We start from the raw sequence: 21,166 nt of genomic DNA on the forward strand, positions 1-21,166 counted from the left end.
CGAAGGCTCGGCGGAAATTTGATCATGGCGTCAATTTCGACACGGCGAAGTTTTCTCGCGCTTCTCGCCACCCTGGCGTTTGGCCTTGCATCAGCAACCGCGCAGGATGCGCGGCAGGCTTATGTCCCACCGGCGCTCGACACCGTGCACGCTGTTCGTGCCGAGCACGGCATGGTGGTGGCACAGGAAAAGATATCCGCGCAAGTCGGTGCCGATATCCTGCGGCGCGGCGGCAACGCCGTCGATGCGGCGGTCGCGACAGGCTTCGCGATGGCGGTGACTTATCCGCGCGCTGGCAATATCGGCGGCGGCGGATTCATGCTGATCCATTTCGCCGAGCGCAACGAGGACATCGCGATCGACTATCGCGAGACCGCGCCTGCAGCGACCACGGCGCAAATCTTCCTCGGACCCGACGGCAGGCCTGATCCCGCCAAGTCGCGCGATTCCGGGCTTGGCATCGGCGTGCCCGGCACGGTCGCCGGCTTTGCGCTGGCACTCGAGAAATACGGCTCGGGCAAGTTCACGCTGGCGCAACTGCTCGAACCGGCGATCGCGCTCGCGCGCGACGGATTTATCGTTACCGACGACGTCGCCGATACGTTGCCCGGCTGGTCAGCGCGGCTCGCGCGCTGGCCATCCTCCGCAAAGATTTTCGTGAAGCCCGACGGCAGGCCCCTCGGCGAAGGCGACAGGCTGGTGCAGAGCGATCTCGCCGACACGCTGGCGCGTGTCGCCGCCGAAGGACCGCGCGGCTTCTACGAGGGAGCGGTGGCGGAGAAGATCGCCAAGGCCGTGTCGGGCGCCGGCGGCATCATGACGCCGGCTGACCTGAAGGCCTATCGAGCCGTGATCCGCACCCCGGTGCGCGGCACCTATCGAGGCTACGACATCGTCTCGATGCCGCTGCCGTCGTCGGGCGGCGTGGTGCTGCTGGAGAGCCTCAACATCCTCGAAGGTTTTCAGCTCGCGGACTTCAAGCAGGGCTCGCCTGCGTCGCTGCATCTGTTGATCGAAGCCATGAAGCGCGCCTACGCGGACCGGGCGCGCTATCTCGGCGATCCCGCCTTCGTCAACGCGCCGATCGAAACGCTGATTGCGAAGGACTATGCCGCCAAGCTGCGCGCCGGCATTTCCACCGAGCACGCGACGCCGTCAAAGGATCTCGTGGCCACCGCCGCCTCGCCGCGGGAGGGCAGCAACACCACCCACTATTCCGTCGTCGACAGCAGCGGCAACGCGGTCAGCAACACCTATACGCTGAACTTCAGCTACGGTGTCGGTCTCGTCGCAGACGGAACCGGCGTGCTGCTCAACAACGAGCTCGACGATTTCACCGCGGCCGTCGGCGCCTCCAATGCTTACGGCCTCGTGGGCTACGAGGCCAACCTGCCCGGACCCGGCAAGCGGCCACTGTCCTCGATGTCGCCGACCATCGTGCTGAAAGACGGAAAGCCGGTGCTGGTGACGGGCTCGCCCGGCGGCAGCCGTATCATCTCGACCGTGCTGCAGGTGATCGTCAACGTGCTTGACTACAAGATGGACATCGCAGCCGCGGTCGCCGCGCCGCGGTTGCATCATCAATGGCTGCCGGACGAGGTGCGCGTCGAGCACGGCTTTCCCGACGATGTGATGTTCGAGCTGAAGGCAATGGACCATCTCATCGTCGAGCCGATGGGGCAGACGTCGGCCAATTCAATTCTCGCGACGCCGAACGGGCCGCTCGGCGCGCCCGATCCGCGCACGCGCGGTGCGGAAGCGGCGGGACAGTAACGCTGTCCTTGCATGGCACGGCGGCTTGCGTCGCGACCTGCGCGTGCTACCACCGCCGGGCAGAAGATTTTTGCCGGGGAAACGCACATGACAACAGCCGATCCGACTGGACGCATCGAGCGCGCCGAGATCGAGGATACCAGCCTTCTCGCCTTTTATCGCGACATGAATGTCGCCGAGCGCCGAACCTTCTGGGCCTGCGCGGCGGGCTGGGCGCTCGACGGCATGGATTTCATGATCTATCCGCTGGTGATCGGCACCATCATCGCGTTGTGGAAGGTCGATGCGGGTTCTGCCGGTCTTGCCGGCACGGTAACGCTGCTGGCTTCTGCCATCGGCGGCTGGCTTGGCGGTTATCTCTCCGATCATATCGGCCGGGTAAGAACACTTCAGATCACCATCATCTGGTTCTCGGTCTTCTCGCTGGTCTGCGCAATCGTGCAAAACTTCGAGCAATTGCTGATCGCACGCGCCGTGCTGGGCCTCGGCTTCGGCGGCGAGTGGGCCGCCGGCGCCGTGCTGATGGGCGAGGCGATCCGGCCTCAATATCGCGGGCGCGCGGTCGGCTCGGTGCAGTCGGGCTGGGCCGTCGGCTGGGGCCTTGCGGTGCTGTCGCAGGCGATCCTGTTCTCGCTCATGCCGGCGGAGACGGCATGGCGCTGGATGTTCGTGATCGGCGCGCTACCGGCGCTGCTGGTGTTCTACATCCGCCGCTCCGTGACCGAGCCGGAGGTCGCAGCCGCCGCACGCGCCAGGCACGCGGAAACGGGCAGCCATCCAAAGCTGTGGGAGATCTTCACTTTCCCGATCGTGAAGACCACGGTTCTGGCCTCGCTCATGGCCACCGGCTGCCAGGGCGGCTACTACGCCGTCACGTTCTGGGTGCCGCAGTTCCTGACCAAAGAGCGGCATCTGTCGATCGTCGGCTCGACCGGCTATCTCTCGACGCTGATCATCGGCTCCTTCATCGGCTATCTCACCGGCGCCTGGCTCGCCGACCGGATCGGGCGGCGCAACCTGTTCCTGATCTTCTCGATCGGAGCGATGGCCGTGGTGCTGCTCTATACGCAGCTGCCGCTCACCAACGAAATCCTCTGGGTGCTTGGTTTCCCGCTCGGCTTCTTCGCCTCGGGCTATTTCTCCGGGGTCGGCGCATTCCTGACCGAACTCTTTCCGACGCGGCTGCGCGGCTCAGGTCAGGGCTTCTGCTACAATTTCGGCCGCGGCATCGGTGCGCTGTTTCCATTCCTCGTGGGCGCGCTGTCGGCGACGACGTCGCTGGCCAATGCGATCGCGATCTTCGCGGTCGTCGCCTACGCGGTGTTTTTCATCGCCGCCTTCGCGCTGCCGGAAACGCGTGGGCGCGTGCTGCACGCCGATTGAGAGGTCATCGCGGGGCGGCGAGGAAACTTACCGCCCCACTTGGTATGTGCCGCCCTTCTCGAGGGCGCGCGCATAGGCCGGTCGCGCATGGATACGCTCCAGGAACGCCATCGCCTTCGGATGGCCCTGCTCGAGCCCACCGCGCGCTTGCGCGGCTTCGAGCGGAAAGCTCATCTGGATATCGGCGGCCGTGAACGCGTTGCCGGCGAACCATTCGCTTTTCGCGAGCTCACCTTCCCAGTAGTCCATATGCTGCTTGAGCTGCGGATTGACCAGCGCGGTCAGCGCCTGGTTCGAGACCTTGCGTACCAGCGGACGAAGCAGCGCCGGCGCGCGCTTCGGCATCAGCGTGAACAGCAGCTTCAGCAGCAGCGGCGACATCGCCGATCCTTCCGCATAGTGCAGCCAATAGGTGTAGCGGAGCCGCTCCGGTGTATCGGGCGGCGGGATCAGCCGGCCCTTGCCGTAGGTGGCGATGAGATATTCGATGATCGCGCCTGACTCGGCGATGGTGTTGCCGTTGTCGGTGATGACGGGCGACTTGCCGAGCGGATGGATCGCACGCAGCTCCTTCGGGGCGCGCATATCGGGCTGACGCTGGTAGCGCACGATCTCGTAAGGAACGCCCAGCTCCTCGAGCAGCCACAGCACGCGCTGCGAGCGCGAATTGTTGAGGTGGTGGACGGTCAGCATCGCGAGATCCTCAAGATTTGAGCGTGGTTGGTCCGCCGGGTACCTGCCAGTCCGGGAACATAATGTCGAGCCATCGGCGCGGGCATTTCACCATATTGACGGCGGCTATTTACCCGGGTATTAAGCGACCTGACGTCGTCAATATGGCAATGATTTCAATGCAGAGGATTTTTACGGCCTTCCAGGGGCCGCGTCGCCTGGTCTCCGGGCCGGCTGGAGAGGTCGCGCTGGTCGTCAAGCGGGTGGCGCCGCGGCCGGACGAGCCCATCGTCATCTTCGAGGATGCCACGGGCCGGTCGATCGACTTCGATCTGCGCGGCGGGGATCGCGAGGTGCTGGCACGCCTGGCGAAGCTGATCCCGCCGCCGGTCGAGGAGACTGCCGCACCGACCGAACCGCGCGGGCGCGGCCGGCCCAAGCTTGGCGTCGTCGCGCGCGAGGTGACGCTGCTGCCCCGGCACTGGGAATGGCTCGGCGCGCAGCCGGGCGGCGCCTCGGTCGCGCTGCGCAAGCTCGTCGACGAGGCGCGGCGCGCAAGCGGAGACAAGGACCGCGAGCGACAGGCGCGCGATGCGGCGTATCACTTCATGTCGACCATGGCTGGCAATCTGCCGCAGTTCGAGGAAGCTTCGCGCGCGCTGTTTGCCGATGACCGGCGGCGCTTCACCACGCTGATCGCCGAATGGCCTACCGACATTCGCGACCACATCGTCAAGCTCGCCTACAGCGACCGCGCGTAGACGCGCGCAGCAAACCCTCACCCATCAACGGCCGAGCCACGCATTGCGCGGCAACGGTCCTGCATGCCCGATGAAAGGCACTCCCATGTCCGCTTCAATACCGCTCTGGAAAAACTTCCTGCGCTTTCTCACGCCGTTGATGCTGAGCAATGCGCTGCAATCCCTGTTCGGCACCGTCAGCAATGTCTATCTCGGCCATATGATCGGCGTGGACGCGCTCGCAGCCGTCTCGACTTTTTTCCCGGTGTTCTTCTTCCTGTTCGCCTTCGTCATGGGATTGAGTACGGGTGCCACCGTGCTGATCGGCCAAGCCTTCGGCGCGGGCGAGCACGGCCGAATCAAGATCGTCGTCGGCACCACGCTCGCAGCCGGCCTGCTGCTCTCGATATCGATTGGGCTGCTTGGCGGACTTTTCAGCCGGCGGCTGATGATGGCGCTCGCAACGCCTCCCGACATTCTCGACGCGGCCAGCGCCTATGCTCGAATCATGATGCTGACGATGCCGCTCGGGTTTGTCTTCCTGCTGGTGACGGCGATGATCCGCGGCGTCGGCGATGCCGTGACTCCGCTGCTGGCGCTGGCGGTGTCCACGACGATTGGCCTGATCCTGACGCCGATGCTGATCCGCGGCGCGGTCGGCATCACCAGTCCCGCCTGGGCGGCTGCAATCTCCAATGCGCTGACGCTGATCGTGCTGGCCATCTACCTGCTGCGGACGAAGCATGCTCTCGCGCCTGACATCGCGCTGCTGCGCCATATCAGGCTCAACCGCGCGGTGATGGGACAAGTCCTCGGAATTGGGTTGCCCAGTGCGGTCGGCATGGTCGTGATGGCGATTGCCGAGCTGGTTCTGCTCGACCTGGTCAACGGCTTTGGATCGGACGCCACCGCGGCCTACGGCGCCGTGAACCAGGTGATGGGCTATACGCAGTTCACGGCGATGTCGATCTCGATTGCGGTCTCGATTCTCGGGGCGCACGCGATCGGCGGCGGCGACCGGGCACGGCTCGATGGCATCGTCCGCACCGGGCTTGCGTTCAACCTCGTGCTGACCGGCGGACTGGTGGCGTTGATCTATCTCGCCCCGCGCGCCGTGCTCGGCATCTTCATCACCGACGGCGCTGTGCTCGATCTGGCGAAGGGCCTGCTCTTCGTCGCGCTGTGGAGCTCAGTGCCTTTCGGCCTGGCCACGACGTTCTCCGGCGCGATGCGGGCCGCCGGCGTGGCGCTGACGCCGATGCTGCTGTCCATCTTCGCGATTGTCGCGATCGAGCTGCCGTCCGCGATATTCCTCAGCCGCGTCGTCGGCCTCGAGGGCGTCTGGGCCGCCTATCCGATCGTGTTCTGCAGCATGTTCGTCCTGCAGATGGGCTTTTACCTCCTGCTGTGGCGCAAGCAGGCGATCCGGCGCTTGATCTGATCGCCAAGATATTATGATCATCATTAAACGGTGGACCTGCGCCGCGCCCTGCGCCACAATGGGCAAAAGCGACCTCAGGGAGAACGAATTTGCCCCGCATAGCCCCGCAATTCCTGTTCGATTTCGGCAGCCCGAACGCCTATCTCAGCCACCTGGCGATCGCGGCGATCGAGCAGCGCATCGGCGTCAAATTCGAATATGTGCCGATCCTGCTCGGCGGCATCTTCAAGTCGACCAACAACAGATCGCCGGCCGAGACGCTCGCAGGCGTCAAGAACAAGCGCGAATTCCAGCAGGTCGAGACCGAGCGCTTCATCAAGCGCTTCCACGTCCAGCCCTATGTCTGGAATCCGCACTTCCCCGTCAACACCCTCAACCTGATGCGCGCGGCGATCGCAGCACAGCTCGAGGGCGTGTTCGAGAAATACGTCGATGCCGCCTTCCACCACATGTGGCGCGAACCGAAGAAGATGGACGATCCTGAAGTCGCCGCGAAGGCGCTGGCGTCCTCGGGACTCGACGCCCAAAAACTGTTCGCCCGCGCCCAGGAGGGCGAAGTGAAGGGCAGACTGATCAAGAACACCGAGGAGGCGGTCGCCCGCGGCGCGTTCGGCTCGCCGACGTTCTTCGTCGGCAACGAGATGTTCTTCGGCAAGGAACAGCTGCGCGAGGTCGAGGAGATGGTGCTGGGAATGTAGTCCCCGCATCTGGCGACAGAATGTGATCGTTGCCCCTTTCTGGATTGCTTCGCTTCGCTCGCAATGACGTCTATAGATAGACGAGCAAGAGCAACAACAAGGACTTTCCCATGCGTATCCTCGTGGTCGGCGCCGGCGCCATCGGCGGCTATTTTGGTGGCAGGCTGTTGCAGGCCGGCCGCGACGTCACTTTCCTTGTCCGCCCCAGGCGCGCGAGCGAGCTCGCGCGCGACGGCCTCGTCATCAAGAGCCCAAACGGCGACGTGACCTTGAAGAATCCGCCCACAGTGCAGGCCGATGCGCTCAAGGACAAGTTCGACGTCGTGCTCCTGAGCTGCAAGGCATTCGATCTCGACGATGCCATCGCCTCGTTCGCCGCGGCGGTCGGGCCGAATACGGCGATCATTCCCATGCTCAACGGCATGAAGCATCTCGATATCCTCGATGCCGTCTTCGGCAAGCAGCGCGTGCTCGGCGGCCTCTGCGCCATCGCAGCGACATTGAACGAGAAGCGCGAGGTGGTGCAGCTGCAGCCGATGCAGTCAATCAATTACGGCGAGCGCGACGGCAAGACGTCGGACCGGGTCAAGGCGATCGACGAGGCCTTCAAGAGCGGCATCAACGGCGCCACCGCCAGCCAGAACATCATGCAGGACATGTGGGAGAAGTGGGTGTTCCTGTCCTCGCTCGCAGCTTCCACCAGCCTGATGCGCACCTCCGTCGGCAACATCCTCGCCGCGCCCGGCGGCCGCGACTTCCTGCTCGGCATGCTGGACGAAACCAGCGCGATCGCCACCGCGTCCGGCTACCCGCCGGGCGGCCCGTTCTTCGAACGCGTGAAGGGCAACCTCACCACCGAGGGCTCGCCGATGACGGCCTCGATGTTCCGCGACATCAAGGCGGGCCTGCCGGTGGAAGCCGATCATGTGATCGGCGATCTCATCGCGCGCGCCGATGCAGCCAAGGTACCGGTGCCGAAGCTGCGCATCGCCTACACGCATTTGAAGGCCTATGAGCTGCAGCGGGTGGGGTAGCGCTTCTCACGTAAGCCCTATTTGAAATACGCCAGATAGTGCGCGACGGCGGTGATTTCCTCGTCGCTCATGTGGTAGGCGACATCGGCCATCGCGGCGACGCCGCCGCCGACGCGCTTGCCCGCCTTGTAGTCGTGCAGCGCCTTGACCAGATATTCCTCGCGCTGACCTGCGATCCGCGCCACGGCCTTGGTCCCCGCAAAGCTATCCGTGTGGCATGAGGCGCAGCGGCGGCCGGCGGCGACTTGCGCGCCTTTCTTCGAGAGGTCGGGGTCTTTGTCCTCGGCCGGCTTCGGCGGCGTCATCGCCGCGTAATAGGCGCCGAGGCTGCGGACGTCCTCATTGGTGATCGCTTCCGCGATCGGCTGCATCTGCTCGTTCTTGCGCGAGCCGGCGCGAAAGAACACGAGCTGCCATTGCAGGAATTGATCGGGCTGACCGGCCAGCGAGGGGATGTTCTCGGTCTGGGAGATGCCGTTCTCGCCGTGACAGCCGGAGCAGACGGCCGCCTTCTCCTGGACGGCAGCATTGTCGGCGGCGCTGGCGGAGAGCGCACCGAGCGCGAGGAGCGCAGCCGCGCTTATGGCGTGCGAGATGAACTGCCGGCGCATGATGAGAATTCCGATCTATCTGACTCGTCATTCCGGCCCGCGACGAAGTCGCGGACTTTGAGGAGCAATTGCGCATCTGAGAATCCATAACCACGAGTCGGGATTATGGGTTCCAGTTTGCACTTACGCGCAATCCGGAACGACGGCGTGTGAATCTGAAATGAAAGAGGCTGCGGCGCCTCACGGGCCACCGCAGCCTCGTGTCGCTTGCGCGCTACTTCTTGCTGTAGCTGATGCGATAGATCGCGCCGGCCCAGTCGTCGGCCACGAGGATCGAGCCGTCCTTGGCGAGGATGATGTCGTCGGGACGACCAAGATAGCCTTGGTCACCCTCGATCCAGCCGGAGGCGAACACCTCCTGCTTGGGGTTCTTGCCGTCGGGCCCGACGATCACGCGCATGATGCGCGCGCCCTGGTACTTGTGACGATTCCAGGAGCCGTGCTCGGCGATCAGGATGTTGTTCTTGTACTCAGACGGAAACTGGTCGCCGGTATAGAACTTCATGCCGAGCGGAGCCACATGCGCGCCGAGATTCAGCACCGGCGGCGTGAACTCGGAGCATTTGTGGCCCATCGCGAACTTCGGATCGGGCAGGTCGCCCTGGTGGCAGTAGGGATAGCCGAAATGCTCGCCGATCTTGTTGATCATGTTCAGCTTGTCCGAGGGCAGATCATCGCTGACCCAGTCGCGGGCATTCTCGGTGAACCAGTACTTGCCGGTGCGCGGATCGACGTCGCCGCCGACCGAGTTGCGCACGCCGAGCGCCCAGATTTCGGCATTGCCGGTCTTGGGATCGACGCGCCGGATCTGCGAGACGCTGGTCGGCGGGATACCGATGTTGAAGGGCGGTCCGAACGGAATGTAGAACCAGCCGTCCTTGTCGACGGCGATGTACTTCCAGCCATGCGCGGCATAGGACGGCATGTCGTCATAGACGACCTTGCCCTCGCCGGGATTGTCGAGCTTGTTCTCGATGTCGTCATAGCGGATCAGCTTGTCGACCGCGATGACGTAGAGCGCGCCGTCCTTGACCGCGAGGCCGGTGGGCATGTTCAGCCCCTTGAGGATGGTCTTGACCTCTTTCTTGCCGTTGTTGTCCTTGATGGCATAGACGTTGCCGAGGCCGAACGAGCCGACGAACAGCGTGCCCTTGTCACCCCAGGCCATCTGCCGCGCGGCCAGCACGCCGGAGGCGTAGACCTCCATCTTGAAGCCCGCCGGCAGCTTCACCTTCTTGACGATGTTGGCGAGCTCGGCATCGGAGGCACCGGTCGGCGGACCCGAGGGCGGCGCGAGGCCCTTCTGCGCCTCGGTCTCGTCGCCGAGGAACCAGTCGTCAGGCGGATGGGTCCAGAATTCCTTGGTGCCGGATTCGTATTTCTTCAGCGGTTTGCTTTTGTCCTGTGCATGGCCGGCAGTTGTCCCGGCCAGAAGGGCCACGGCTGCAAGCGCCAACACCGATCGATGGATCATCGATTTCATCGCGTCACTCCCCTAAGGCAGCCGTGAGGGCTGCGCGTTCTTTGTTTTGCTGTTGTCGAGTAGGCGAAGTTCGGAGTCTGTCGAGGTGGCAGACGCAAAAAGGTTAGCACATCTGCGCGCGGGGGAAAGCGCGCCGCGTGCGCCGCGATTGCGCTCCGTAAAAATTGAGACTGAACGTCTCACATTCTCGCAAATGGCGAGGACAACGCTCTCGCTGCAACGCGGAATCGATCCCGCGAGCGCCTTATTCGCGAGCTGTGAAAGCGGACGACCAATCCAAAACCGCGAAAACAACCCCATGCACAGTAGAACGGCAAAGGCCGGACGGCGCGTGGTGACAGCGGCCACGGGTCTGAATCATCATGCGAATTGACGAAAGCGGCGGCTACGAGGCGACCGGGTACGGGCCGTCGTCAAACCGCGTGTCGTGATAGCCCTTCGACCCCACCTCGCGCGCCAGGGTGCTGCGGAAATCGCTAGCAGCGCGAAGGCTGCGCAACACATGGGCAAAGTCGAATTCGGGACGCCAGCCGAGCTCGCGCCGCGCGCGGTCGTTGACATAGACGCGATCGATCGCGGGCAAGAGGCGCCAGCCGCGCGTCGCGTAGAGCTGCGCGCATTCGGGATAGAGCTCGCGCACGACTTCGGTCGCATCGCGGGCGAGCTGCGCAAGGTGGTGCTGCCTGAACGGACTGGTCGCCGAGACGATGTAACGGCCGAAGCCGATCTCGCTGGCGCGCGCCATTGCGAGCAGATGCGCGCTGACCGCGTCCGCGATATCCAGCCGGCGATAAAGCAGCTCGTTGGCCTGCGCGTTCTCGAGCGAATAGGCCGACCGCATCGCCGGATCGTCCTCGTCCTCAGGGAAGAACCGCGAGGTCCGCAGCACCACGACCGGCAAGCCCCGCTCGCGAAAGAACAGCTCGCACAGATTTTCCGCCATCAGCTTTGTGGTGCCGTAGATGTTCTTCGGCACCGACGGCAGCTCTTCAGTGACCCACACCGCGGCCTGTCCCGCCTCGGGCCGGAGCTGCGAGCCGAACGCGCTGGTGGTGCTGGTGAAGACAAAGCTCGTCACGCCGGCCGCATCCGCCGCTTCGAGCAGGTTGAGCGTGCCGGTGACGTTGGTGTCGACAAAGGCCTGCTTGGAGTGCGTCGCCACATGCGGCTTGTGCAGCGTCGCGGTGTGGATCACGGCCGTGACGCCGTCCAGCTGCGCCCGGACGAAGGCGGGGTCGACGATCGAGCCCACGGCGTCGGTGAAGGGGGACGGCTTCAGGTCGAGCCCGCGCGCAGGCGATCCGCGGCGCCGGAGCGTCCGCAAGATGGCCTCCCCGAGATGGCCGGCGCTGCCGGTGACCAGGATTGTCATGTCAGACCCAAGCCAGCCGCCAGCGGCGTGAAAACCACGTCTCGGTCTGGATTGGCTGGATGCTCTGGGAAAAATTGGAGCGGGCGAAGGGGCTCGAACCCTCGACCCCGACCTTGGCAAGGTCGTGCTCTACCACTGAGCTACACCCGCATCCTGTGTCGGTCGCGTGACGCGCCGGCAACGGCTGTCGTATGCCAAAAGCGGGAGGCGAATGCAACAGCTACCGGCAGCATCATCTCGCTTTCGGAGCCCCAATATGGGGCCCTGAAGCGGCCAAATCGACCAAAAATGGCCCCGAACTGCCGAATCGGCCCCCATGGATTGAAATTCGGCCCATTCGGCCCAATTTTAGGGCCTGAAGCGAAGCATAAGAAATGGCGGCGTGCTAAAGACCCGCCATTCCAGACATCAGACGAGGGGATCCCGTGACGATCATCGACCAGGGTAACGGCGCGGCAGGCCCGGCTGCGGCCGATCTGATCAAGGACACCACCACCCAGACCTTCGTGAAGGACGTCATCGAGGAATCGAAGCGCCAGCCGGTGCTGATCGACTTCTGGGCGGAGTGGTGCGGCCCCTGCAAGCAGCTCACCCCCATCCTCGAAAAAGCGGTCAGGGCGGCCAAGGGCAAGGTCAAGCTGGTCAAGATGAACATCGACCAGCACCCGGCGATCCCTGGCCAGATGGGCATCCAGTCAATCCCGGCCGTGATTGCCTTCGTCAACGGCCAGCCGGCCGACGGCTTCATGGGCGCGGTGCCGGAGAGCCAGCTCAACGCCTTCATCGAGAAGCTGACCAAGGGCGTGACGGCACCGGGTGAGCCCAACATCGCCGAGATCCTGCAGGAGGCGGAGGCCGTGCTCGCCGAGGGCGACACGGCCGCGGCCGCGCAGATCTACGCCGAAGTGCTCCAGTACGATGCGACCAACATCGCCGCGCTGGCCGGCCTCGCCAAATGCTACGCCACCTCGGGCGCGATGGAGCAGGCCAAGCAGACGCTGGCCATGGTGCCGGAATCCAAGCGCAACGACCCGGCCGTGAAGGCGGTGCAGACCGCGATCGATCTCGCCGAACAGGCGCAACAGCTCGGGCCCATCGCCGAGCTCGAACAGAAAGTCGCCGCAAACCCGCTCGATCATCAGGCGCGGTTCGACCTTGCCACCGCGCTGAACGCAAAGGGCGACCGCGCCGCTGCCACGGAGCAGCTGCTCGCGATCGTCAAGCGCGACCGCAAATGGAACGACGACGCTGCCCGCAAGCAGCTGGTGCAGTTCTTCGAAGCCTGGGGCGGCACGGATGATGCAACGGTCGAAGGACGGAAGCGCTTGTCGACGATCCTGTTTTCCTAAAGCGCAGGTTGGAAATCGCCGCGGGGACTGAGATGCCGATCAATATCGAATATCGCGGCCCCGCCGACCTTCCGGAGATCATTCCGGTGTTTCCGCTGCCCGGCGCGCTGCTGCTGCCGCGCGGCCAGATGCCGCTCAACATCTTCGAGCCGCGCTATCTGGCGATGGTCGACGATTGCTTCCGGGACGGTCATCGCCTGATCGGCATGATCCAGCCCGACGTGACGCACTCGCCGAAGGATTCCGACAAGCCGGTGCTGTTCCGGGTCGGCTGCGTCGGCCGCATCACCCAGCTCGCCGAATCCGGCGACGGCCGCTACATCCTCGAACTCACCGGGGTTGCGCGCTTCAGGGTGGTCGAGGAGCTCGAGGTGCTGACCCCGTACCGGCAGTGCAAGGTCGATTTCTTTGCCTTCGCTGACGATTTCACGGCGCGCCTGGGCGAGGAGGCGGTCAACCGCGAGGCGCTGCTGGTGGCCTTGGCGGATTTCCTGAAGGCCAACAATCTCAAGGTCGACTGGGAAGGCGTCGAGAGCGCGCCGAACGAAGCGCTGGTCAATGCACTGGCGATGATGTCGCCCTATGGCCCGGCCGAGAAGCAGGCGATGCTGGAAGCGCCCGATCTGAAGACCCGCGCCGAGATCCTCATCGCGGTGACCGAGATGGACCTCGCCAAGAAGCGCACCAGCGGTGATCCGCCGCTGCAGTGATCTGCCGCCATTGCTCGCGCGGCAACCTCGTATCGCCGATCAATTGGTCGCAACCGCTTGCCGCGGCCGCTCCGCTGCAATCATGCGCATCAGGGCGACCGTAACAACAATAACGACCAGGTAGACCACAAGCTGCATCTGCGTCGGCTGATCGGTGTATCCGATGAGCGTGTGCAGCGTGCGGCCGAGAATGCTGTTTTCCGACAGAAGCCAGCCGGTATCCCACACCACGGCGTCGAGGGCGGTGAGCCAATTCGCCCGCTCGAGGAAGGCGACGGCTTGCGCGGCCATTCCGGCGGCGAGCAAGGTAATCAGCGCCGTCGTGGTGTTGAAAAGGGCCCGCGGCGGGATGCGCAGCAGGCCGAGATAAGTGAACAGGCAAACGGCACCGCCCAGCACGAGGCCGAGCAGGCCGCCCAGGAACAGGCTCATCGCCGAACCGCCGTCGGACGCCGCGATGCCATAGAGAAACAGGGCGACCTCGCTGCCTTCGCGCAACACGGCGACGCCGACCACGACGGCGAGCGCCAATAGCGATTTGGATCCTTGCGCCACGGCCTGTCCCACCGCCCGCAACTCGCCGGCCATTTCCTTGCCGTGCTTGGCCATCCAGACATTGTGCCAGGTCAGCATCACTACGGCGACGCCGAGAATGGCAGCGTTGAACAGCTCCTGTCCCATGCCTTCGAAGAGCTGCGACAGCGCGCCCGCGAACGCTGCGACAAGGCACGCCCCCGCGACGCCGGCGAGCACGCCGCCCACGATCCAGCGGTTCCGGTGCTGAACCTGCCGCGTGACCGCGAGTACGATGCCGATGATCAGCCCGGCCTCGAAAACCTCGCGGAAGACGATAATGAGGGCGGCGAGCACGGCGGGACGATCCTTATTCGACGATCAGCACACCACGGGCCTTGTCGTTGAAATCATCGTAAAATTCATACCGGCCGGGCTTCAGCGCACGGACATTCACCAGGCCCTGGCTCTTGGCCGCAACGACCTTTTCGACCCGCAGCGAAGTGCTTTCGAACTCCATGGCCTTGGCATCGAGATTCTTGACGCGGAACACCACCGGCTTGTCCTTTGGCGCACGAACCTCGGCCGGCTGGAATTGGCCGCCGGAATAGCCGATCTGAATCTCCGTCGCCTGCTGAGCCAAAGCGGCCGACAATGGCAGCGTCGCGCAGATGGCGGCGAGGGCGAGCTTCCGGGTCATGGTCAGAGCGTACATCACAAAACCTTCTGAAGTTGAGAGAGAGATCAGAATTCGACGGCGAATTTGAGTCTGGCGCGGTGGCGTTGAAACTCTGCCAGATTGAGCGACAGAGGATTGCCGACCTCACGGCCCCAGACCTGTGCGTTCCATGCCGCGGTCATGAATATCTTGGGGGTGAAACGGACAAAGAGATTCGGGCCGAGCATCACGGCGTCGCCAGTGAAGGCCGACAGACCGAAATCGTCATAGTGACGTAGATACCAAGCCTCGCCGCCGATGACGACGTTGGCCGCAAGGCGCAACGAGAGCGCAGCGGAAGTCCCAAGCGTGGTCTCCCGGACCGTCTCGCTCGTCAGCGTGTGGGTATATTCAGGTTCATACAGCAGATTGAACCCGGCATAGAGCCGGTTTCTCAACAGCTCCACATCGGCATTCAGGGTGGTCTCGAATTCGTAATTGTGCACCCGTTCGCCGCTCGTCTCGTCGATCAGCCGCACGGTCGGCTCGACGGCAAGCGTGACGGACAGCGGGTTGTTCGAGGTACGCTCCACCGCGAGGTAGCGGAATTCGCCGAAGCCGCCGGTAAACGCAACCTGCCGTCGATCGTCGAGATCGGTCACGTTGCGGATGTCGTGGGTCGAGCCGAGCGCGCCGAACTCGAACTGCACGAATTGAGAGGGGGTGAATTCGTACTCGTACTTGGTCTCGGTCGCGTTGTAGCGGCCATCGCGCTTGCCGAACCGTCCGATCGTGTCGACGGTAAATTCCTTTTCGCCTTCGATGCCGATGCCCGAACCGGTGGTGAAGCCGAAGATGTACTTGGTCTCGAGCTCGCGCCAATTCTCTGCATTTTCAGCGCGTGCGGGCGCACTGAAACAGAGACTGGCCAGCGCACTTGCGGCAAAAATCCGCACGCCTGGCTTGGGAAAAGGTACTCGCATTGCTTCTCGCGTCCGCCAATCAATTGCAGCTATTACCTTCCTGCTAGCTGCTGCGCCGCGGCACCGCAAAGAGAGTCGTTCTAAGCTAGAGCGATTCTAAATTGACGAACTCTCCGGCGGATGCACAGTTGCCCGTCAGCGGCCTTGGTGAGCCGTCGAAAGATAGCCGGCTCAGTAGCCGGCCAACGCCGATCCGCCGCTGCAGCGGCGGCCTCTCTTCATCGATCCGGACGGTTCAAAACGCCACGCTGAGCCCACCAGAGACCTGGTTGCTGTGCGCGTGCTGCCGCGCCTCGCCATGCCAGCGGACGAACCCGGTGATCCAATTGGTGAGCGAGGCATAGATACCGGCATCGGCATAGCCGCCGGCACCGCCCGCCGGCGCCGTCTGCGCCGCCATGCCCGCCGTGAAGATCTGCGCATCGAGGGTGGTCACCGGCGCCGTCTGATACAGGAAGCCGCCGCCGACGGTGGCGGTCAGCCTGATGCCACGCTCGGTCGTCACCGTACGCGCGATGGTGGGGCCGAGGGTGAAGCGGAAACGATCGGTCCATTGCTGCGGCACACGCACCGCAAAACCCAGCGGCGACGTCACGCTGGTGCCGTCGAACAGCATATGGGTGAACGCCGCGGTGGCCGTCGGCGCGATCTGGAAGCCGCGATAGTCGAAGGTGTAGGCGATCGAGCCGCCGCCGAGCAGGCTGGTGGCGCTGCCGCTCTGGTTGACGAGACCGCCGGTGCCGAAATCATGATGCAGGGCGATGCTGCTGACGGCGACGCCGCCATAGATCGCGGCCTGCAACGGGCCGGCGGTGCGTTTGCCATAGGCGGCGAGCACGACGTTGTCGCCGCTGCCCGAGCCATTGCCGCTGGCATCGGTGTGGGAATAGGAGGCGAGTGCGCCGAACAGCTGGCCGGGCTTTATCTCGCCCTCGAGGCCGGCAATGAAGCCGGAGACATTGGCCGAGCCACCGGTGATTCCGGCCGAGGTGCTGGTCATGCTGGACTGGGAGAACACCGAGCTCCACCAGTGCTCGGCACTGATCGCCGCCGGCGCATTGGTCTCGCGCGGCGCGCTGCCGGACGATACCGGAGCAGCCATGCTGTTATAGGCCGAATAGAAATTCCGCCCGGCGCCGCTGACCGAGAACGAGAGGTTGTTGAAGCCCGGCGCCACCGTCCCGCCAAGCAGATGTTGCTGCAGCGCCTCGTGAAACACGTCGACGGCGTCGAGCGCATGGCCGACGCCGCGCGCCTCGTCGGCGGCGGACAGGCCCGACAGCACCGGGCCGAGCTGCGAGGACGGCAGCTGATAGAGTGTGTTGAACGCGTTCTGCAGCGCCGTATTGGAGGAGATGGTGCCGGCCGGCGGGCGCAGCGCATCGAGCGCCGCGCCGGCGCTCTGCTGGTTGGCGTTCCAGGCCGAGCCCGCCGGCGCCAGCGCGTAGGACGCGGGTGTCGTGACCAGGTTGATAAAGGTCGCGCCGAACAGCGTATCCATGCGCAGACTCGAAGACAGGCCGCTGGCGGCGAGATCGACGCCGGAAAACTGGCCGCTGACGCCACCGCTCGCGCTTGCGATCAGGAATTGCTGACCGAGAGCCGGGGTGAAATTATTGTTGCCGCCGAGGATACCGCGGAAATAGGGCTGCAGCGTACCGCCGAGCGTGAGCGCGCCGCCGTTGACGATGAGCTGGGAATAGCCGCCGGCTCCGCCGCTCGTCCCGGTGCCGTCGATGGCGATGTGCAGCGTCGCGGTCGAGGCCAGCGCCACCGTGGAGGTGAAGGTGAGCGCTCCGGGGGCAAGCGAGCCGGGCGAGAGCGTGCCTGAAATCGTGGTAGGCGCAGTGATCTGTCCGATGCCGCTGAGCGTCGCTCCCTGCGCGACTTGAAGCGCATTGGCGGTGATGGCGCCGTCGATCTTGAGGCCGCCGGCGCCAACGGTGAGCGCCTGGAAGATGCCGACGTTCTCGATCGCGAGCTCGCCCGAACCGGTCTTGGTGACCGGCCCCTGCGCGGCCCACAGCCCGTTCGCTGTCAGCGTCGCTCCGCCGAGGACATCGACGGCGCCGCCGAGTGTGCCAAACGCGACGGTACGCCCGGTCGAGAACGAGCCCGTGGCGCGGAAGGTGCCGCCATTGATTCCGACCTGGCCGGCGGGATCGCCCAGCGCGGCGTCGGAGCCGGTGGCCAGCGCGCCGCCATAAATGAAAGTGCCGCCGGAATAGCTGTTGCTGCCCGTCAGCGACAGCGTCGCCGGACCGATCTTGTTGAGCGCACCTGGCCCCGTGATGGTCCCGGACCAGGTGGTGTCGGCCTCGGCATCGAAGGTGCCTGCGGCGGCGAGCGTGACGTTGCGCGCCGAACTCAGTTGCGCATTGGTCTGCAGCGCGCCGCCATTGAAGGTGACGCTGCCCTGCGCGGCGCCGAGATTGGCGTCGGCGGTGATCGCGACGATTCCGGCATCGATGATCGTGCCGCCGGTATAGGTGGCCGCGCCGCTGAGCGTCAGCGTTCCCGTCCCGAATTTCTCGAGCGGACGGTTGCCCGTGAGCAGCGAGACGTCGGGCGCGGAGTCATTGTTGGCCTTGCCGAACCAGAGTGCGGTTGCGGTCGAATAATGGCTTGTGACGTCATAGAGCACGTAGACGCCGCGGCCATAGAGCGCGGCGACCAGCGTGTCGATATCGGAATAGTAGTTGAGGCCGTAGACGACAGCGTTGGGCAGGTTCGTCCCAAGGCTCGTCCATTGCACGTTGCTCGCGAAAGGCGCGGAGGTCGAGATGATCGATCCCTGCGCGCCATCCGTGGTGGTGCCGCCGACGAGCAGCGCGCGCACGCCGTTGATGGCTCCGCCCGTGTAACTGTCCGCGACATAGGCAAGGCCGGCCGGATTGCTGAAATTGCCAGGCAGCGTGAGCGTCCGCAGCGTGGCGCCGGTATTGTTGGTGGCGTAGACGTTATGGATGTCGGTGATGAAGAATTTGTGCTCCGTCAAAGGATCGAACAGCACTCCGATCGGATTGCCGGCGCCGTTGCTGGTGACGGCATTGTCGTAGGAGGCGAGCAGGTTGTTCGAGATATCCATGGGAGTGCCGGCATTCGCCTGCGCCTGCGTGCGCAGGAAGACGCCCACGCCGCCGCTGGCCAGAAAGCCGCCTGCCAGGATGGCATCATGAGCATCCTGCGTGCCGTAGGCGATCTTCTCGCTCCATGAAGCCGAACTGAACAGGTTGGTGTTGGGCAATGCGCCGCCGCTATTCGCTCCGGCGGTGATATCGTTAATGTCGATGCTGCCGGACAACGTCCCGCCCGGATCGGTCCAGGTGTAAAGCCGCGCAGACCTGAACAGCAGCTTGGTCGGATCGACCGCGTTCACGGCCGCCACGATGCGGGAATCGCCGCCCTCGTAAGACGCAAACCCCGTCCCGCCGGTACCGGCGACGTTGATGTCGAGCATGTTGGGCGGTGTCGCCGTCGAGAGATTCTGGTCGGCGAAGACGCGCGCCAGCCGCGGGTCGTCCGCCGTCGCGTACATGATGGACGCCCCGCTTCGCTTGTAGTTGACGGAGACCGAGAAACCGTCGCCGCCCACGACGTTTTGCCAGGGTGTCCCGGTCTTGATCTGCCCCAGCGTGGTCGGCGCCGAGAAGGCGGCACCATTGTCCTGCATGGCCACGCCGAGCCGGCCGCTCTTCGGGTCCATCACCGCCTGGTACGCCTCGATGGCGCGGATCGGGCTGCCGTTGGAAGCCGCTCCGCCCAATGCGCTCCAGGCCGCATTGGCATGGCCCGGATTGTTCAGCACATAGACGCCGCCGTCGCCCGTGGCGAGCAAGCCGCCCTGCGAATTGATGAGCAGCGAACGGGTGTCCGGATGCGGCGAGGAGTTCAGGGTCGGGAAGACCACCGGCGTGTAGGTCGCGGCATTGGTCGAGGCGTTGTAGTCGACGCGAACGATGGTGGCGGTCTCGTCGCTGGCGCCGGTGAGGAAATCGCCGCTGCCGGCGATATAGGCGATGCCCTTCTGCTTGGGGTCGGCCACAAGGGCAAAATGCAGATTGGCCTGGGTGTTGCCCTCGAGGCCGCAGCCGGTCGCACAATCGGGCGGCGAGGCCAGATAGGCTTCGCCGAGGTTGTACCAGGTCGGCGTCTGGCCGGGAGCGAATTGCGGCGTGTAGAACACCACGATCGGCTGGTAGCTGTTCTGCTTGGCGACGGCGACGAACAGGGAATCGTTTGGACCCGCGGCAATCTTCATGTTGGCGGAGTTGCCACCGAACCCGCCGGAGAAAACCAGGTTGTTGGCATTGGCCGAGTTGGTGCCCTGGACCGACGTGCCGGGTCCGAGCAGGAGATGCCAATTGGCCCCCGCGTCATTGCTGTAGAAGATGCCGTTGTCGGGCCGGTAATTGAACCCGTCGCGCGCGGCGAACAACACCGTGCTGTTGCTGATCGTGGCGCTGATCAGGCTGGTCACTTCGGTGTTGAAGCCCGGCAGCAGCGCGAAGGTCTGCCCATAATCGACGCTGCGGTAGAGGCCGCCCGCCTGCGTGGTCGAATCGTGCCCCTGCGAGCCGGCGGCCGCGACCAGGACCACGTTGCCCATCGCGATGATGTTCTTGATCGACGCAGGGGCGCTGTCGGTGAGCTGGTTACCCGACGAATTGAGATAGTAATTCTGGATACCCGTCGGCGTCATGGACTGCCATGTGGTACCCCCGTCGACCGATTTGAGCAGCATCGTCTGCGGTGCGTCGTTCACCGCGCCGGCGCTGTAGTAGCCGCTCGCGGCATACATCGTCTTTTTGTCGACGGAGTCGATGGTGATCGCCCCGATCGCGAGGGTCGGCTGGTGATCGGTGGTCGGCGTCCAGGTCACGCCGCCATTGGTCGTCTTCCAGATGCCGCCGGAGGTGGTCGCGGCCCAATAGGTGTTCGGATCGGTCGGACTTTGCAGGATGGTGTTGACGGCGCCATAGATGGGATTGCCTTGCGCCGACATGCCGTAGACGAGCGTGTTGCTGGTCAGGATTCCGGGGGAAGACGCAGCGGTGCTGGTCGACGTGTAAGGGCCGGCCTCGATCCACTGGGCCTGAGCCGTCGCCGGGATCAGCTCCGGCACCAGCAAGATGGCCGCAAGCCATACGACCATCAGCGGCCGTACCGCCGGCCTCAACGCGCCACGGTTACGCACGACGTACCCCCAAACCGACGATCCACCGATCGTTCAGCCTACTCCGTGGGTTCAACGGTCATATGAACGCTGCCCGCAACCCAACCCCCACTCGCGGCCGCAGAGTAGGTCGCCGTCGATGCGCGGTCCAGTTGCTACGCCGGAACCGGCTGCCTGAATCCCGCCCGGCGTTGCCGACTTACAACAGCGCGGCACGACAGCGCTCCCGTGATTGACGAGATGGCGAGTGACAGTCGCAATGCGATGGCCGCCTAGTAGCCGGCCACCGCCATCGCGACGACCGCGCTGAGTGCCATCCAGCCGAAATGCCGGCCGCGCGTCGCCCATGCGTTGGCGCACGCCGAGAAGCCGAACACACCGATCATTGTAATGACGATCCAGTGGCGCGCCGCAGCTGAGTCCATCCAGGGCACAGCTGTCAGAAGCACACCGCAGCCGATCCAGGCGACGGTCGAGGCCTGCCAGACCAGACGGATCAGGGTGCGGAGCCGCTCCGGCTCGATGCGGGCGCGGGGAAAGACCTTGGTCTCGCCGAGGATGCCGTGGATG

17 protein-coding genes and 1 tRNA gene are annotated in these 21,166 nt (G+C 64.5%); 8 read left to right on the forward strand and 10 right to left on the reverse strand.

Going from position 1 to position 21,166, the window contains the following annotated elements; translation table 11 throughout:
• Nucleotides 1-24: 24 nt before the first annotated feature.
• Together ggt and IF809_RS31805 are read left to right on the forward strand one after the other, a co-directional pair.
• Nucleotides 25-1,773 (forward strand): gamma-glutamyltransferase, encoded by a 1,749-nt coding sequence (gene ggt / locus IF809_RS31800; protein ID WP_462839507.1) that lies wholly within the window; start codon nt 25-27, stop codon nt 1,771-1,773.
• 87 nt (nt 1,774-1,860) lie between these two features.
• Nucleotides 1,861-3,156, forward strand: a complete 1,296-nt coding sequence (locus IF809_RS31805) for an MFS transporter (RefSeq protein ID WP_462839508.1) — start codon at nt 1,861-1,863, stop codon at nt 3,154-3,156.
• A gap of 27 nt (nt 3,157-3,183) precedes the next feature.
• On the opposite strand, the gene IF809_RS31810 is transcribed toward IF809_RS31805, so the two are convergent.
• Entirely contained in the window at nt 3,184-3,849 is a 666-nt protein-coding gene (locus IF809_RS31810) for a glutathione S-transferase family protein (protein WP_453994029.1), read from the reverse strand.
• Between the two features lie 143 nt (nt 3,850-3,992).
• On the opposite strand from IF809_RS31810, the gene IF809_RS31815 reads away from it, so the two are divergent.
• From IF809_RS31815 to panE, 4 genes are all read left to right on the forward strand, one after another.
• Nucleotides 3,993-4,589 carry a DUF2239 family protein gene (locus IF809_RS31815; protein WP_128963276.1) on the forward strand — a complete coding sequence of 199 codons (597 nt, stop codon included), beginning with the start codon at nt 3,993-3,995 and terminating at the stop codon, nt 4,587-4,589.
• An 85-nt stretch (nt 4,590-4,674) separates the two neighbouring features.
• Nucleotides 4,675-6,009, forward strand: a complete 1,335-nt coding sequence (locus tag IF809_RS31820) for an MATE family efflux transporter (protein WP_462839509.1) — start codon at nt 4,675-4,677, stop codon at nt 6,007-6,009.
• Between the two features lie 89 nt (nt 6,010-6,098).
• Complete coding sequence (locus IF809_RS31825) at nt 6,099-6,707, forward strand: 2-hydroxychromene-2-carboxylate isomerase (protein ID WP_128963274.1); 609 nt, start codon at nt 6,099-6,101, stop codon at nt 6,705-6,707.
• Between the two features lie 110 nt (nt 6,708-6,817).
• Nucleotides 6,818-7,741 (forward strand): 2-dehydropantoate 2-reductase, encoded by a 924-nt coding sequence (gene panE, locus IF809_RS31830; RefSeq protein WP_128963273.1) that lies wholly within the window; start codon nt 6,818-6,820, stop codon nt 7,739-7,741.
• A 17-nt stretch (nt 7,742-7,758) separates the two neighbouring features.
• Here the strand turns inward: panE and IF809_RS31835 are convergent, their stop codons facing one another.
• The 4 genes from IF809_RS31835 to IF809_RS31850 all read right to left on the reverse strand — a co-directional run bounded on the left by IF809_RS31835 (nt 7,759) and on the right by IF809_RS31850 (nt 11,357).
• On the reverse strand, nt 7,759-8,352 hold the full coding sequence (locus tag IF809_RS31835; RefSeq protein ID WP_462839510.1) for a c-type cytochrome: 594 nt from the start codon (nt 8,350-8,352) through the stop codon (nt 7,759-7,761).
• Between the two features lie 214 nt (nt 8,353-8,566).
• Nucleotides 8,567-9,835, reverse strand: coding sequence for a PQQ-dependent sugar dehydrogenase (locus IF809_RS31840; protein WP_462839511.1), 1,269 nt, complete (start codon nt 9,833-9,835; stop codon nt 8,567-8,569).
• A 385-nt stretch (nt 9,836-10,220) separates the two neighbouring features.
• Nucleotides 10,221-11,207, reverse strand: a complete 987-nt coding sequence (locus IF809_RS31845) for an NAD-dependent epimerase/dehydratase family protein (RefSeq protein WP_462839512.1) — start codon at nt 11,205-11,207, stop codon at nt 10,221-10,223.
• Nucleotides 11,208-11,282: 75 nt separating this feature from the next.
• A tRNA-Gly gene (locus IF809_RS31850) sits at nt 11,283-11,357 on the reverse strand.
• 275 nt (nt 11,358-11,632) lie between these two features.
• On the opposite strand from IF809_RS31850, the gene trxA reads away from it, so the two are divergent.
• Both trxA and IF809_RS31860 read left to right on the forward strand, forming a co-directional pair.
• Nucleotides 11,633-12,556, forward strand: a complete 924-nt coding sequence (gene trxA / locus IF809_RS31855) for a thioredoxin (protein ID WP_453981259.1) — start codon at nt 11,633-11,635, stop codon at nt 12,554-12,556.
• Nucleotides 12,557-12,588: 32 nt separating this feature from the next.
• Entirely contained in the window at nt 12,589-13,266 is a 678-nt protein-coding gene (locus tag IF809_RS31860; RefSeq protein WP_128963268.1) for an LON peptidase substrate-binding domain-containing protein, read from the forward strand.
• Nucleotides 13,267-13,305: 39 nt separating this feature from the next.
• On the opposite strand, the gene IF809_RS31865 is transcribed toward IF809_RS31860, so the two are convergent.
• From IF809_RS31865 to IF809_RS31885, 5 genes are all read right to left on the reverse strand, one after another.
• Nucleotides 13,306-14,136 carry an FTR1 family iron permease gene (locus tag IF809_RS31865; protein ID WP_462839513.1) on the reverse strand — a complete coding sequence of 277 codons (831 nt, stop codon included), beginning with the start codon at nt 14,134-14,136 and terminating at the stop codon, nt 13,306-13,308.
• A 13-nt stretch (nt 14,137-14,149) separates the two neighbouring features.
• A complete protein-coding gene (locus tag IF809_RS31870; protein WP_128963266.1) occupies nt 14,150-14,494 on the reverse strand; it encodes a cupredoxin domain-containing protein in 345 nt (114 codons plus the stop codon).
• A gap of 29 nt (nt 14,495-14,523) precedes the next feature.
• The gene (locus IF809_RS31875; protein WP_462839514.1) at nt 14,524-15,393 is read right to left on the reverse strand and encodes a hypothetical protein; all 870 of its coding nucleotides are present in this window, start codon (nt 15,391-15,393) and stop codon (nt 14,524-14,526) included.
• Between the two features lie 262 nt (nt 15,394-15,655).
• Nucleotides 15,656-20,617, reverse strand: coding sequence for an autotransporter-associated beta strand repeat-containing protein (locus IF809_RS31880; protein WP_462839515.1), 4,962 nt, complete (start codon nt 20,615-20,617; stop codon nt 15,656-15,658).
• A gap of 251 nt (nt 20,618-20,868) precedes the next feature.
• Nucleotides 20,869-21,165: a hypothetical protein gene (locus IF809_RS31885; RefSeq protein ID WP_462839516.1), complete on the reverse strand. Its 297-nt coding sequence runs from the start codon at nt 21,163-21,165 to the stop codon at nt 20,869-20,871.
• Between the last annotated feature and the right edge of the window lies 1 nt (nt 21,166).

It is taken from the genome of Bradyrhizobium sp. UFLA06-24 (assembly GCF_054967145.1).